The sequence below is a fragment of the Apibacter sp. HY039 genome, assembly GCF_004023655.1.
GTDB classification, from domain to species: Bacteria; Bacteroidota; Bacteroidia; order Flavobacteriales; family Weeksellaceae; genus Apibacter; species Apibacter raozihei.
In genome coordinates, this window is the sequence record NZ_SAYM01000001.1 from 565,912 (window position 1) to 580,152 (window position 14,241).

Genomic DNA, 14,241 nt, shown 5'->3' on the forward strand with positions numbered 1-14,241 from the left:
CTTAATTATCTTTTTTTACGGAATTAATCATAATAGCATATATTTCAATGATGAAGCCTACAACAATCAGTATAGGAGCTAAACGAATTCTTCGGAAACTGAATATATCATTGTTCCAGTAATTCTTGTCATATACACCATCAGGTCTTGTATTTGCATCAGGGCCGGTCATTAATATAAGTCCTAAAGCAATAAAAATAATACCGACCAACATATATGTATAATTCTTTTTTCCGAAAAGCAATGTTTTTTTAGATTCGGAATCAGTATTTTTAAGTATATTTTTTTTCATTAAAAAATTAAATTTATGCAAATTTATGAATAATATAAATCATCCAGCTTTAAACGTAGAAATCTCCAGGTAGCAAACCATGTGCTGGCTGTCGTGATTAAAGCACCTAAAACTATTATAAATAAAGATAATAAGATGTAATTGGTATAGTCTACAATAGGAGGTAGAATATTATTTACAACCAGTGCATAATTAACGCCATATAACATAAGTAAGGCTATAATACCCCCTAACAACCCAAAGATAAGAGCCTGAAGTAAGAAAGGTTTCATAATAAATAGCTGTTTCGCTCCAACTAGTTGCATTGTTTTTATAATAAATCGTTTGGCGTAAATTTTTAATCTAATAGAATTATTGATAAGAGAGACGGCTATCAATAAGATAATAATAGCTAAAACAGAAATACCAATAGTCATTTTTCTAACACCCTTGTTCATTTCAGATAACAAATTGCTATCTGATTTAACTTCATCAACCAAGTTGTTTTTTTGAAGCTGTTTTTTTATGGTTTCAATATGCAGAGAATCAATATATTCGGATTTAAGTGCAACTGTTATGGATGCCGGAAAAATATCTTCTTCAAATAAGTCCTGAGAATCTACTCCCAGGTCTCTTTTTGCTGTCTTAGTAGCATCTTCTTTAGATATATATTTGGCAGATTTTACATAAGGATTTACTTTTACACTGTCCAGATATTGTAACTGTAACTTTTGGTTTTTAACCAGATTTTCCTTGTTCCGATCATTTTTAAAGAAAACCTCAATAACCATTTGTTCTTTTAAATAGTCAATATAAGAATTTGCATTTATAGCTATCATTCCTATGATGCCTATTAAGAATAAAACTAAAGAAATACTAATGACTACAGTTATGTTAGAAGATCGTAATCTTCCTTTGTTAAGTTTATCTGTTTTTGCTGCCATATTTTTTGAAAATATTCGCTAAAGTATAAAATCTTAGTATATTTTGATGTAATTTTGAATATAAATTATTGTTAAAATAAATCTCATAATATTGAAAGTAAAACCAAAAAAACATCTGGGACAGCATTTTTTAAATGATAAGAATATTGCTTCTCGTATAGTTGATTCATTATCATATAAAAATTATTCTACGGTTTTGGAAGTAGGACCGGGCATGGGGGTGTTAACACAATTTTTACTTGACAAAAGTGTAGATGTTTATGCCGCAGAGATTGATCAGGAATCCGTTGAATATTTAGAAATAAATTTCCCTAAACTTAAAAACAACATAGTTGGTGATTTTTTAAAGTTAAATCTGAATGAATTTAATAATGGGCAATTAGCGGTTATAGGTAATTTTCCCTATAACATTTCTTCTCAGATAGTTTTTAAAATTCTTGAAAACAGATCACATATACCAGAGAGTGTAGGTATGTTTCAAAAAGAAGTTGCCGAACGAATTGTATCCGGTAAGGGAAATAAAATATATGGTATTTTGTCAGTTTTAACTCAAGCATATTATGAAGCGGAATATTTGTTTACTGTTCATGAGAATGTGTTTACCCCTCCACCTAAAGTTAAATCAGCTGTAATTCGTCTCAAGCGATTTAGAAATACTATTGAAGACGTAGATGAAGCATTGTTCATTAAAATAGTGAAAGCAGGTTTTAATCAGCGCAGGAAAACCTTAAGAAATGCACTGAAAGTTTTAGAAATTTCAGAAAATCTCCATTCTCATGAATTTATGAGTCTTAGAGCAGAACAATTGTCTGTAGATGATTTTATTTTATTGGCCCGTTTATGGCATCAGTAGCAATTAGTTTTAATAAATAAATATTAACATGATAAATAGTATAAATAAATTAATAGGTGCAATAGTAATTGCGTTTTTGGTTTCTTGTCAACCTAGTGAAAAAAAGCACGAAGGCGGATCTGTTAAACTTTCAGATGTAAAAGTAGTGAATGAATTAGATCCGGTTTGTGAAATGTCTACCTCAGAACATTTAAAGGATACATTGACTTATCAAGGGAAACTATATGGCTTTTGCAGCGAAAATTGTAAAGAAGAGTTTAAAGCTAATCCTGAAAAATTTTTGAATAAATAAACCTTTTTTCTTAAAAAAACAAAAAAAGCATTCTTTGGTTAAAGAATGCTTTTTTATTTTTTGTGTAAAAAATACACAATATTATTTGTTTGTATAAATTTAATTTCGTTAATTTGTTTGTGTAAAAAATACGCAAATATAATTTTAACTTATAGTGTCGACAATAGTAAGGTAAAATTTTTTAGTAACGATTAAAATTTAAATTATGGGAACAGGACATTATTCTTCAAAAACATACCAGGCAGTTACAAACTCTCGCAACTACCAATCGAAATCTGCAGATCAAATATTTTCAGATTCTTTAAAATTAACCATGAATCCAGCTAATCTTAAAAACGGAATAAGGGAATGTAGAGATTCTTTGGATCATCCGGTAAGCATACCAATCATGGTTTTTGTTGATGTGACAGGATCCATGGGAAGAATTCCTTATAATCTTATTCAAAATAACTTTCCGAAAATGATGAATACCTTGGTTTCACATGGTGTTGAAGATGCTCAAATATGTTTCGGTGCTATCGGAGATCATATAACAGATAGTGTACCTCTTCAAATTGGCCAATTTGAGCAAGAAACAACCAAGTTGATAGATGACCTTTCAAATATATATATTGAGGGAGGAGGAGGAGGTCAATGTATGGAATCTTATCCATTAGCATGGTATTTAGCCGGATATCATACATCTACAGATGCTTATGAAAAAAGAGGAGCTAAAGGTTATCTTTTTACCATTGGGGATGAATCCTTCCATTCTCAATACAGCAGCGATTTTATTAAAAGGATGATGGGAACAGCTGAAAGTTTGGGTGACTTTACTGCGGAACAATTGTATGAAAAAGCATCTGAGAAATACCATGTATTTCATGTTCACGTAGAAGATGGAAGTTATGATACTAATTATATTAAAAATGAGTGGATTCAATTGTTGAACGAAAATTTCTTAGTCTTACGTAATAGCAATTCAATAGCAGAACTGATAGGAACAACGGTTTCCGTAATTAACGGAGCAAATATGAATTCCGTATTAAATACTTTAAGTGATCACGCCGCTAAAGATATTTCAAATACGTTAGCAAAGATTCAATCATTTCTTCCAGATAAAAATGACAAAGGCTCTTCTATAATAACACTTTAATTACAAAATATCCGGGGGATTATTATACATAATAAAACCCCGGATGTTATAAAAAAAATAGTATGATACATATAGTTTTAGGAACAGGTTTTGGGGATGAGGGTAAAGGACAATGTGTCCATTCTCTCTCAGATAAAAATACATTGGTTATTAGATTTTCAGGTGGGCACCAATGTGGACATACAGTTATTTCCGAATCAGGAAAACGACATATATTTTCACAGTTTGGTTCAGGGTCTTTTCGTAATGCATCTACCTATATAAGTGAATTTTGTACTATGTACCCCATAGGATTATTTGAAGAATATAATACTTTAAAAAATAAACTAAGCTCAGAGTTAAAGATGTATGTTCATCCGATGGTAAATATTACTACTCCTTTTGATTTAGCGTATAATAGAACTATCTCAATGATCAATGGTCATGGTACCTGCGGAGTAGGCTTTGGAGCGACACTTGAAAGAAGTGAAGAGTTTTATAATTTATATGCCAATGATTTGTTTACCCCTTACATTTATAATACTAAATTTTCATTAATCGAAAAATATTATAAAGAAAAGGTTAGGAAATTAAATATGAGCTCGCAGATTATTTATGAACAAGAAGTGTGTCATGCAATGGAGGGGTGGAAAGAAAGTATAGAGTTTTTTCAGCAATTTTGTAAAATACATGTTTTAAGTGAAATCCATCTCAAGTATAAACACATGGTGTTTGAGGGTTCACAAGGGATTTTATTAGATCAGAATTTTGGCTTTTTTCCTCACGTAACCCGGTCAAATACTACCTCTAAAAATGCTTTGGAAATTATAGGTGAAAATCAGTTTCATAATAAAGAAATTAGTACATGGTACGTTAGTAGATGCTATCAGACAAGGCACGGAAACGGTCCATTCTCAGACAGTGATTCTATAAAACTTAAAAATACCTCAGAAGAGACTAATCAGGCAAATAATTGGCAGGGAAACTTTAGGATATCAAAGTTAGATTTTTCCCTTATTAAACATTCATTAACCTGCGATAAAATATACAATATGAGTAGTAGAAAAAATCTTATTTTCACTTGTATGGATCAGTTGATTGAAAAAGAGTTGTTTATGAAAGAGCTGGAAGATAGTTTATTACAGGATTCAGTCGAAAAAATATATTTTAAAAGTCAGCCAGACTGGTTATAGTCACTAACAATAAATTTATATATTAAAATGAAAACTTACATCAAAAACATATTATCTAGTACTTGGTATCCGGATATATGTAAATCGGAATTAGAATATAAACAATTAGTTAAATTGTTTCATCCGGATTTAAATAAAGACTTGGATTCTCAAAAAATAGTAACACATTTAAATATGTTGAAAAATTTTTATGAAAGAGGAGAAGAGTACAATGATGAATCCGGGAAATTTAATACTAATTATAGATTACACAGGTGGAAAGGGGATATTCAATTATTGAAAAAATCAAAAAGTAATTACGATAAACTTATTCATATTGCTAAAACAAATTTTGATAAAGACTCATTTTTACATTTTATGAATTACTTTCCCTCAAATCTGGAGTTTGAAGGAAGCGAATTACAATATATTTCCCAGTATAAATGTATTCCATTAAGCACTGTTATAAAAAAAATTGAGGCAAATGAGAAAGTAAAACATATAAACTGGATTTATTCCCGTATGATTGAAAGTCTTGTTTTATTGGAATCACTGGGAATTACTCATGCTGGTTTTAACCCCGACTCTGTATTCGTTGTTCCAGAAATACATGGAATTAAGATTACAAGTTTTTATCATATGTGTGCCGGTGAGCTTTCAACAATTTCAGCCAAATATAAACTGTTTTATCCTGCTCAGGTATTTAAAACGAAGATTGCAGGTTCTTATATTGATCTGAGTTTGATTAAAAAAACAGCAATTGTTGGATTAGGAGACATGAGTGGCTCAGGAGTAAAACTTCGTTCAGATTCTTTAATAAATCCAACAGTACTTGATTATTTTTTATATCCGGAAGCGAATGCTTTCAACTCCATGAAAAAATGGAGAAAAATACTTGATTCAAATTTTAGTAAAGAATTTGTAGAACTTAAAATATAAAGAAACTAATTGCCTGATTTATATCAGTACTTTTTAAATAGAGTATATCCGGATTTTAATAGAAAGATTCAAAAAAACAATAATTTAATTTTATATAAATTTAAAAACAGATAGAATTATAACAATAAAATTTCTTTGTTATTTCGTTGTGCCTTAGATAAGAACGGCAATTGATCTTAATACACTAATAAAAAGTAAATATAAAATACGTAATCTAGGATTTTTACAATTAAATTCAAGTTTATTCTCGATTGTAGGTATTTAATGTAAATGTAGTTGAAAACTATAATTTGTAATTTACAGATAAAATGAATTGCATAAATTCGCTAAGCATAATTTAATCATTTTTTAATTAAAATCAATGTGTAGCTTTTTAAGATTTAAAGATGGAAAGATCCGATAATGAATTTTTGGTGCACAACGAATCTGTAGAGAAAGCAAAGAAGTACAGTAAAAGATTTAACAGGATCGAGTTTTGCATTTTTCTTTCAGGATTATGTGTTTTTGCACAATTGTATATTTTTCAGCCTATGCTTTCATTAGTCGGAGGAGAGTTTATAGTCTCACCGGCGAAAAGTAGCTGGACAGTATCATCCTCTACAATGGGAATGGCAATTGGCTTGTTTTTCCTAGCATTCAAAGCAGATTCAATATCTAGAAAAAATGTAATGGTAATTTCTCTTATTATTTCCTCATTGTTGACTGTTTTATCTGGTTTTGTTTTTAATTTTTCATTATTGATTATTCTGAATTTGATAAAAGGAATAGTGTTAGCGGGTGTTTCCTCAGTAGCATTAGCTTATTTATCAGAAGAGGTAGATATTAAAACATTAGGATTTGCGATTAGCATGTACCTGAGTGGGAATACTACAGGAGGTATGTGCGGTAGGGTAATTGCAGGCCTTTTATCCGGATGGATAGGCTGGAGAGATACAGTGGTTATTATGGGACTTATCACATTAATTTTAGGAATTCTATTTGCAATTTTATTTCCGGATTCGCGTTTTTTTAATCCAAAAAATACATCCGTAAATGAAAAACTAAAATTAATGAAAAGTTTTCTGAACGATCGAATGATGATTCGGTTATATTTGGTAGCAGGATTGTTAATGGGAAGTTTTATTGCTTTATACAATTATCTGGGTATACATTTAGAAAGACCTCCGTTCTCCCTGCCGCATTACCTGATAGCCTTTATTTTCCTGATGTATGTTACAGGCGTTATAGGTTCTATAACTATTGGGAAATGGTCAGATGCACATCCCCCTTACAAGCTGATAAGAATTCCGGGCTCATTAATAATAGTAGGATTATTGTTGATGCTACCGAACAATTTAGTATTTATAATCATAGGTTTAGGACTTTTTACCTTTAGTTTTTTTGCTACACATACTTTAGCCAGTCGTATGGTATCACAACATGCCAAAGAAGGGAAAAGTACAGCAACCTCCATATATTGGTTATTTTATTATGTGGGTTCTAGTATTATTGGTACAGGAACAGGAATTATTTATGCGCAGAAAGGTTGGGATTATTTTGTTTTTACCTTATTAGGATTGACTGTTGTTTCATTTCTTCTTTCCATAAAATTGATAAAAAAATCTGCAACACATTAAATAGTTTTATTTTTACTGATTGAGAATAAAAATATTTAATTAATCTATAATTAATTTTTTTGTTCAAAAATTAAATCAAAAAGTATAAGATTAAACTGTTGTTTTTTTATTTAAATCTCAATATATGTTAAGAGTTCTTCAGATTAGGTAAATAAAAATTATTTTTTTTCAATCCGTAATAAATATATTCCTAAAAGCAAACCGATGGAGAATAAAACTATAACATAATATGCAGGGGCCAGTACACTTACAAAATTTGTAAGAAGAGAAATTAATAAAGGAGTAAGACCGCCGGCAAAAGCATAGGCAATATTAAATGAAAATGAAACTCCTGAATATCGTATCTCAACCGGAAAACTTCTGACCATATAAAAGGCAAAACAACCTACAACTCCTACGCCTAAACCAGCCAGGCCATAAGTTAGAAAAAGTAGTTCTGGGTGTGAAGACAAAGTAGTATAAAATATATAGGTACTAACAATGCAAAATAAAGAACCCGCAATAAGAGTTTTGCTAAAGCCGATCTTATCTGCAGCTAATCCTGAAAGAATACAGCCTAGGGTAACCCCGGCAATAGCTATGCTGTTTGCTTCTTGAGAAATAATAACAGGAAATTTATATACAGATTGTAAATAACTAGGAGCTAGTAATATCACAACCATTATACCTGCCGATAACACCCAGGTTAAAAGCATACATACTATTACTGAATGTTTATGTTTAGAAATGACCGTTTTAACTGGAACATTTTTATCCAGTTTTTTTCTTTTTGCCATTTCCGAAAATATAGGAGTTTCTTTTAACCATCTCCGGAGGAACATAGAAATTAATCCGAAAATACCACCCAATATGAAAGCAAGCCTCCATCCATAAGATAAAACTTCTGAAGCTGAATAAAAAGTGTTGATTAAAGTAGAAACTAAAGAACCTAAAAGAATACCTAATGTTAAGCCTCCCGTTAAAATTCCACAAGCCAGGCCTATTTTCTGAGTAGGTACGTGTTCCGAAACAAATACCCAGGCTCCTGGAATTTCACCACCAACGGCAGCACCCTGACAAATCCGCATAAATAATAGTAAGAATGGAGCTAAAATTCCTGCTGTATGAAAAGGAGGTAAAAAACCGATGAGCAACGTAGGTGCCGACATTAAAAATATACTAAAGGCAAACATTTTTTTTCTACCCAATCGATCTCCGAAATGTGCCATGATAATTCCTCCAAAAGGACGTGCCAAGTAGCCGGCAGCAAAAATCCCATAAGTTTGCACCTGAGAAAGCCACCCCGGTATTTCCGGAGGAAAAAAAAGCATTTCAATTTGTTTGGCAAAAAATACATATATAATAAAATCATAAAACTCAAGAGCGCCACCTAGCGCTGATAAACCTAGTATTCTATAGTCTTGGTTTGTTAAGTTTTTTTTTACTCCGGAAATTATCATATGTGTTAAATCTAAGTATTATAATTAATAGAAATGCAAAATTAGCTATTAACAGTAGATAATAGATAAATTAAATAGGTTTTTTATTCAATAGATTAATATATATTTTTTAGATTAATTTTAAAAATTAGACCTTAACACTGTTTTTTCTTTAAGTTTTTTCTTTAAATATTAGATAAAAAAAGTGCTGAGGTCAGGTTATTAAATAAAATAATAAACAATAAGTAATATAAAAATCTTACATTTACTGCACATGATAAAAATCATAACTAACTATTAGGGTTAAAGTTATGAAATTAATAAGATGTAATTAAAATGCTGAAAATATTAATAACAAACATAATTGTTATTAATTTTATTTTATCTTGACTTTTTTTCACTCATTTTTGTATTATTTACTATCTTAGGGCGCGAAATAAAATTTTAACTATAATTATAAAATATGAATGTATACGAACTAATTTCTATTGGTGCTTATTTTCTCTTAATGTTAGCGATAGGTTTTTATGCCTATAAAAAAGCAACCAGCAATACCGAGGAGTTCCTTTTGGGAGGAAGAAAAATGGGAGCAGCCGTAACAGCTTTATCAGCCGGGGCAGCCGATATGAGCGGATGGTTATTAATGGGATTGCCAGGAGCTATGTATATGGTAGGTTTATCTGCCTCATGGATAGCTATAGGGTTAACTGTAGGTGCTTATTTAAATTATCTTTATGTAGCCCCACGCTTACGTGTATATACTGAAGTAGCTAAAAACTCAATTACACTGCCTGTATTTTTTGAAAACCGTTTTAATGATAAGTCTAAAATTCTCAAAATTATTTCTTCCATTTTAATATTGGTATTTTTTACCTTATACACCTCAACAGGTATGGTAGCTGGAGGAAGGTTATTTGAATCTTCATTTGGTATAGATTATAATATAGGACTAATAGTAACCAGCTTGGTTGTAGTAATATATACTTTTTTAGGAGGTTTTCTTGCAGTAAGTCTTACGGATTTCGTTCAGGGGGCTATTATGGTTTTAGCTTTAGTAGTAGTTCCAACAGTAGCCATAATAGTTTTGGGCGGACCAGTAGAAACTATTCATGAAATTGAAGCAAAAGGACCTAATTATTTAGACTTATTCAAAGGAGTTTCAGTAATAAGTATTTTTTCTTTATTAGCTTGGGGGTTAGGATATTGTGGACAACCGCACATTTTAGTTCGTTTCATGGCTATTGATTCTGTAAAAGATTTAATAAAAGCAAGAAGAATCGGAATTGGATGGATGATCTTTACTGTTGGAGGAGCTTTATTAGTAGGATTAATCGGAATTGCCTATATAAGTAAGTTTGATTCAATAATTATGATTGAATTTGATTCTTCAAAAGAAAAAGCAGAAACTATCTTTATCTATTTTACAAGAGTATTATTTCATCCGTTAATTACAGGGTTTCTTCTTTCAGCTATATTGGCTGCTGTTATGAGTACAATTTCTTCTCAGCTGTTAGTTACTTCCAGCTCCGTAACTGAAGATATTTATAAAGCATTTATAAACAAAAAACCATCCGAGAAAGAGGCTCTTTTGGTAAGTCGTCTTGCTGTATTAGGGGTTGCAATTGTTGCATTATTATTATCCTTAACACCCAAAGACAGTATTCTTAATCTGGTAGGTAATGCATGGGCTGGTTTTGGTTCTGCATTTGGGCCGGTAATTATTTTATGTTTGTATTGGAAACGAATGACGGTTGCTGGAGCTGTTGCTGGTATGTTATCCGGAGGTATAACAGTATTGGTCTGGACGTATGCAGGATTATATGACAGTACTGGAATTTATGAGATGATACCTGCATTCTCATTATCTTTCCTGATGATTATTATTTTTAGTCTCCTTACAAAAAAACCAGAGCAGGAAGTTATAGATACGTTTAAAGAAATGGAAAAAGAAATGAATGAAAAATATAGAAATTAATTATATATGGTTCAATTTTAAATAACATATCAAAATATAAAAAAATCCCTTTACTAAGGGATTTTTTTTGGCATTAAAGTAAATGTGTAAAATTAACGCAAAAAAATTTTTTTCATAAATAAAATGTAGTACATTTGTGTATAAATCACGCATATAAAACATGGAAAAAAGAGGCAAGTATATTTATGAATATCCCCGTCCTGCAGTTACCGCAGATTGTGTAATTTTCGGATTTGATGAGGGAGAATTAAAAATCTTATTGATTGAAAGAGCCATCGAGCCATTTTTAGGTAAGTGGGCATTGCCTGGAGGGTTTATTGATATGAATGAGGATGCTGATGATTGTGCCAGAAGAATATTAAAACAAGAAACTTTGTTGGAAAATATTTTTATGGAACAGTTGTATACATTTACAAAAGTTGAGAGAGATCCCAGGTTTAGGGTGATTAGTATTGGGTATTATGCATTAGTTAAACTATCAGACTATAAGGCAGAAGCTGGTTTATTTACCTCAAAAGTTCAATGGTTTCCGGTTTCTGAAATTCCCGAGTTGGCCTTTGATCATAAAACGATTGTTGACTCTGCAAAAGAAAGGTTAAAAGGTAAAATAAAGTACAAACCTATAGGATTCGAATTATTACCGGAAAAATTCACAATGCCTGATTTACATAAATTATATGAAACAGTTCTTCAAACAGAATTGGATAGAAGAAATTTTCGAAAAAAAATATTGAGTACTCATTTACTTATAGATCAAAATGAGTTAGTGAGTGGCTCTCCCCATAGAGCAGCAAAAGTATATAGCTTTGATAAAAATAAATATGAAGAATTATCTAAAAATGGATTTTATTTTGAAATTTAAAACAATTAAAGATGAAACACACTACCTATAACATACAATGGTTGCTCAATACAGTTGAAAAAAAGGAAAAAGTTAAATATCTTTTCTTTTGGGGACATGCACCTTCAAAAGACGGTACAATAACAAAATCATGTTTTAGCCAGTGGTGGAATAGTAAATTTATGGTTAACGGAGTTAGCTATGCTTCCGCAGAACACTGGATGATGGCAAAAAAAGCCGAGCTTTTTAATGATAAAGAAATACTTGAAAAAATTCTGATTGCGAAATCTCCGGCTGAAGCTAAAAAGTTAGGAAGAAAAGTTAGAAATTTTGATCCTCTAATATGGGGGAAAAATAGCTTTGATTTAGTTTGTGAAGGAAATTTTTACAAATTTTCTCAACATGAAGAGCTGAAAGAATTTTTAGTGAATACTAAAGATAGAGTATTGGTGGAAGCTAGTCCGGTAGATAAAATATGGGGAATAGGAATGGCGCAGGATAATGATTCAGCTGAAAATCCAAGATTATGGAAGGGAAAGAACCTATTAGGATTTGCCCTTATGGAAGTGAGAGAACGTTTAAAATAATATAAATAGAAAAGCATCAGGTGAAAAATTTAGTTGTATTGACAGGAGCTGGTATCAGCGCGGAAAGTGGGATTAGTACTTACAGAGATCTAGATGGACTATGGGGAAATTATAACCCAAAAGAAGTAGCTTCAATTAAAAGTTGGGAAAGGGAACCGCAAAAAATGTTGGATTTTTATAACTTATGTAGAAATAAATTGAAAGACATACAACCCAACAAGGCACATAAGTTGGTCAAAGATTTAGAAAATACATTGAGTGTTCAGGTTATTACACAAAATGTAGACGATTTACATGAAAAAGCCGGTTCAACAAACGTGCTACACCTTCACGGGAAACTAACAGAAATGAGAAGTGAAAAAAATCCTGATTTAGTGTCAATATTTGATAAAGATATAGTTATAGGTGATTTAGCATCCGATGGCTTTCAGTTGCGTCCTAACGTAGTCTGGTTTGGTGAAGAAGTACCCATGATTGAAGAGGCAAAGAAAAAAGTTGAAAGTGCTGATATTTTACTTATAGTAGGAACTTCCCTACAGGTCTATCCGGCTGCTTTTCTTGTTTTTTATGCACGAAAAGGTATTCCTGTATATTTGATCGATCCCAATCCTGAAGAAGAAACTTTAGAATCAGTAAATTACATCAGGAAAAGTGCTTCAGAGGGGATGAAAGAATTTTTAGAGCATGTGCTAAAGACAGTTATATAATGATGAATAAGCCAATACATAGTACATTATTTGGAGTTGCTATAGGAGATGCTTTAGGGGTTCCGGTTGAATTTAAAAGCAGGGAGTATTTAAAAGTAAATCCTGTAGTAGATATGATGGGTTTTATGTGTTGGAATCAACCACCAGGAACCTGGTCTGATGATAGTTCCTTAACATTTTGTTTAGCAGATAGCTTAACTTACCGGTATGATTTAAATTCTATTGCCAAACGTTTTGTGAAATGGTATAAATATGGACATTGGGCAGCTCATGGAAAGGTTTTCGATGTAGGTGGAAGCACCCGTAACTCAATTTTGAGACTTATCAAAGGAGAATCACCTGAGTTTTCAGGAAATTTTTTCGAAGAAGATAATGGAAATGGTTCACTAATGAGAATTATTCCTCTGGTATTTTATCTTAAAGATCGGGAAGTAAAAGAAATTTTTAACACAGTAAAAGAAGTTTCAGGTATTACCCATGCACACTTCAGATCGGTTTTTTCATGCTTTATATATGTGCAGTATGCAATAGAGATAGCACAAGGAAAAGACAAAATTCAGGCATATTATGAAATGCAAGATAAAGTAAGTGCTTTTCTGAGCGATAATGAATTTGATACTCAGGAAGTAAAGCTGTTTAATAGGATTCTAAATAACAATATTGCAAATTTAGAAGAAGACAGAATAGGCTCTTCAGGATATGTCTTAGACAGCCTGGAAGCGTCTATTTGGTGTCTTTTAAAAGAGGATACTTTTCAAAGTACGGTTTTAAAAGCAGTAAATTTAGGTGGTGATACGGATACAACGGCTGCAATTGCCGGAGGGCTGGCCGGGTTACTTTACGGATTTGATGCAATACCTCAACACTGGATAAACCGTTTAGCTAGGGCTGAAGATATTAAAAATCTTTGCGATAGGTTGGAAAGAAACATACATAAAATAAAGAAGTAAACTTTTAGAGATAAAGGATGAAAATTAAATGAATTTGAATAATTATGAGATTAAAACTGATGGATAATAAAGAAAAAATTAAAGCTATTAATTATTTAAAAGGAGATGCTACCTCTCCGCAAGCAGGAGGAGTAAAAATTATAGCACATATTTGTAACGATATCGGGGGCTGGGGGAAAGGATTTGTTTTAGCTATATCTAAAAGATGGGCGGAGCCCGAAAAATCCTATCGCCTATGGCATAGAGAAAGAAATAAGAATAATTTCAAGTTAGGAGAGATAGAGCTTATTCAAGTAGAAAAGTATATTTACGTAGCTAATATGATTGGACAAAGAGGTACAAAAACAGGAAGTAATGGAGTACCCATCCGTTACGAAGCAGTAGAATCTTGTCTTACAAAATTAGCTCAACAAGCAAATGACTTACAAGCCAGTGTACATATGCCTCGTATAGGTTGTGGATTAGCCGGAGGTAAATGGGAAATGATAGAGCCTTTAATTATAAATACTCTGATTAAAATGGACATTAATACATACATATATGATTTCGATTAAAAAAGAAA

15 protein-coding genes are annotated in these 14,241 nt (G+C 31.5%); 12 read left to right on the forward strand and 3 right to left on the reverse strand.

Annotated elements, in window-relative coordinates:
- Window position 1 precedes the first annotated feature (1 nt).
- Window positions 2-292, reverse strand: coding sequence for a DUF3098 domain-containing protein (locus EQ921_RS02545; protein WP_128150907.1), 291 nt, complete (start codon window positions 290-292; stop codon window positions 2-4).
- Window positions 293-315: 23 nt separating this feature from the next.
- Window positions 316-1,215 (reverse strand): ABC transporter permease, encoded by a 900-nt coding sequence (locus EQ921_RS02550; RefSeq protein ID WP_128150909.1) that lies wholly within the window; start codon window positions 1,213-1,215, stop codon window positions 316-318.
- Between the two features lie 91 nt (window positions 1,216-1,306).
- Here EQ921_RS02550 and rsmA point away from each other — a divergent pair, with 91 nt between their 5' ends.
- The 6 genes from rsmA (at window position 1,307) to EQ921_RS02580 (ending at window position 7,201) form a co-directional block, all read left to right on the forward strand.
- Entirely contained in the window at window positions 1,307-2,068 is a 762-nt protein-coding gene (rsmA, locus tag EQ921_RS02555) for a 16S rRNA (adenine(1518)-N(6)/adenine(1519)-N(6))-dimethyltransferase RsmA (RefSeq protein ID WP_128330436.1), read from the forward strand.
- Window positions 2,069-2,096: 28 nt separating this feature from the next.
- Window positions 2,097-2,360 carry a YHS domain-containing protein gene (locus EQ921_RS02560; RefSeq protein WP_128150913.1) on the forward strand — a complete coding sequence of 88 codons (264 nt, stop codon included), beginning with the start codon at window positions 2,097-2,099 and terminating at the stop codon, window positions 2,358-2,360.
- Between the two features lie 205 nt (window positions 2,361-2,565).
- Window positions 2,566-3,495: a hypothetical protein gene (locus EQ921_RS02565; RefSeq protein ID WP_128330437.1), complete on the forward strand. Its 930-nt coding sequence runs from the start codon at window positions 2,566-2,568 to the stop codon at window positions 3,493-3,495.
- 62 nt (window positions 3,496-3,557) lie between these two features.
- Window positions 3,558-4,667 (forward strand): adenylosuccinate synthetase, encoded by a 1,110-nt coding sequence (locus tag EQ921_RS02570; RefSeq protein ID WP_128330438.1) that lies wholly within the window; start codon window positions 3,558-3,560, stop codon window positions 4,665-4,667.
- Between the two features lie 27 nt (window positions 4,668-4,694).
- Window positions 4,695-5,585 carry a hypothetical protein gene (locus tag EQ921_RS02575; protein ID WP_128330439.1) on the forward strand — a complete coding sequence of 297 codons (891 nt, stop codon included), beginning with the start codon at window positions 4,695-4,697 and terminating at the stop codon, window positions 5,583-5,585.
- Between the two features lie 386 nt (window positions 5,586-5,971).
- A complete protein-coding gene (locus EQ921_RS02580) occupies window positions 5,972-7,201 on the forward strand; it encodes an MFS transporter (RefSeq protein ID WP_128330440.1) in 1,230 nt (409 codons plus the stop codon).
- Window positions 7,202-7,359: 158 nt separating this feature from the next.
- Here EQ921_RS02580 and EQ921_RS02585 read toward each other — a convergent pair whose 3' ends face one another.
- Complete coding sequence (locus tag EQ921_RS02585; protein WP_128330441.1) at window positions 7,360-8,640, reverse strand: MFS transporter; 1,281 nt, start codon at window positions 8,638-8,640, stop codon at window positions 7,360-7,362.
- Between the two features lie 442 nt (window positions 8,641-9,082).
- On the opposite strand from EQ921_RS02585, the gene putP reads away from it, so the two are divergent.
- From putP to EQ921_RS02615, 6 genes are all read left to right on the forward strand, one after another.
- Window positions 9,083-10,594 (forward strand): sodium/proline symporter PutP, encoded by a 1,512-nt coding sequence (gene putP, locus EQ921_RS02590; RefSeq protein ID WP_128330442.1) that lies wholly within the window; start codon window positions 9,083-9,085, stop codon window positions 10,592-10,594.
- Window positions 10,595-10,754: 160 nt separating this feature from the next.
- The gene (locus EQ921_RS02595) at window positions 10,755-11,456 is read left to right on the forward strand and encodes an NUDIX domain-containing protein (RefSeq protein WP_128150927.1); all 702 of its coding nucleotides are present in this window, start codon (window positions 10,755-10,757) and stop codon (window positions 11,454-11,456) included.
- A gap of 11 nt (window positions 11,457-11,467) precedes the next feature.
- On the forward strand, window positions 11,468-12,022 hold the full coding sequence (locus EQ921_RS02600) for an NADAR family protein (RefSeq protein WP_185144503.1): 555 nt from the start codon (window positions 11,468-11,470) through the stop codon (window positions 12,020-12,022).
- Window positions 12,023-12,042: 20 nt separating this feature from the next.
- Window positions 12,043-12,729: a Sir2 family NAD-dependent protein deacetylase gene (locus EQ921_RS02605; RefSeq protein WP_128330443.1), complete on the forward strand. Its 687-nt coding sequence runs from the start codon at window positions 12,043-12,045 to the stop codon at window positions 12,727-12,729.
- A gap of 2 nt (window positions 12,730-12,731) precedes the next feature.
- Window positions 12,732-13,679, forward strand: coding sequence for an ADP-ribosylglycohydrolase family protein (locus EQ921_RS02610; RefSeq protein WP_128330667.1), 948 nt, complete (start codon window positions 12,732-12,734; stop codon window positions 13,677-13,679).
- 44 nt (window positions 13,680-13,723) lie between these two features.
- Window positions 13,724-14,233, forward strand: a complete 510-nt coding sequence (locus EQ921_RS02615) for a macro domain-containing protein (RefSeq protein WP_255424414.1) — start codon at window positions 13,724-13,726, stop codon at window positions 14,231-14,233.
- Window positions 14,234-14,241: the final 8 nt, after the last annotated feature.

Coding starts and splice junctions, on each gene's coding strand:
- EQ921_RS02560 (WP_128150913.1), top strand. CDS start 2,097: ATGATAAATAGTATAAATAAATTAATAGGTGCAATAGTAATTGCGTTT.
- EQ921_RS02585 (WP_128330441.1), bottom strand. CDS start 8,640: ATGATAATTTCCGGAGTAAAAAAAAACTTAACAAACCAAGACTATAGA.
- EQ921_RS02595 (WP_128150927.1), top strand. CDS start 10,755: ATGGAAAAAAGAGGCAAGTATATTTATGAATATCCCCGTCCTGCAGTT.
- EQ921_RS02570 (WP_128330438.1), top strand. CDS start 3,558: ATGATACATATAGTTTTAGGAACAGGTTTTGGGGATGAGGGTAAAGGA.
- putP (WP_128330442.1), top strand. CDS start 9,083: ATGAATGTATACGAACTAATTTCTATTGGTGCTTATTTTCTCTTAATG.
- EQ921_RS02580 (WP_128330440.1), top strand. CDS start 5,972: ATGGAAAGATCCGATAATGAATTTTTGGTGCACAACGAATCTGTAGAG.
- EQ921_RS02565 (WP_128330437.1), top strand. CDS start 2,566: ATGGGAACAGGACATTATTCTTCAAAAACATACCAGGCAGTTACAAAC.
- EQ921_RS02610 (WP_128330667.1), top strand. CDS start 12,732: ATGAATAAGCCAATACATAGTACATTATTTGGAGTTGCTATAGGAGAT.
- EQ921_RS02600 (WP_185144503.1), top strand. CDS start 11,468: ATGAAACACACTACCTATAACATACAATGGTTGCTCAATACAGTTGAA.
- EQ921_RS02615 (WP_255424414.1), top strand. CDS start 13,724: ATGAGATTAAAACTGATGGATAATAAAGAAAAAATTAAAGCTATTAAT.
- EQ921_RS02545 (WP_128150907.1), bottom strand. CDS start 292: ATGAAAAAAAATATACTTAAAAATACTGATTCCGAATCTAAAAAAACA.
- EQ921_RS02550 (WP_128150909.1), bottom strand. CDS start 1,215: ATGGCAGCAAAAACAGATAAACTTAACAAAGGAAGATTACGATCTTCT.
- EQ921_RS02575 (WP_128330439.1), top strand. CDS start 4,695: ATGAAAACTTACATCAAAAACATATTATCTAGTACTTGGTATCCGGAT.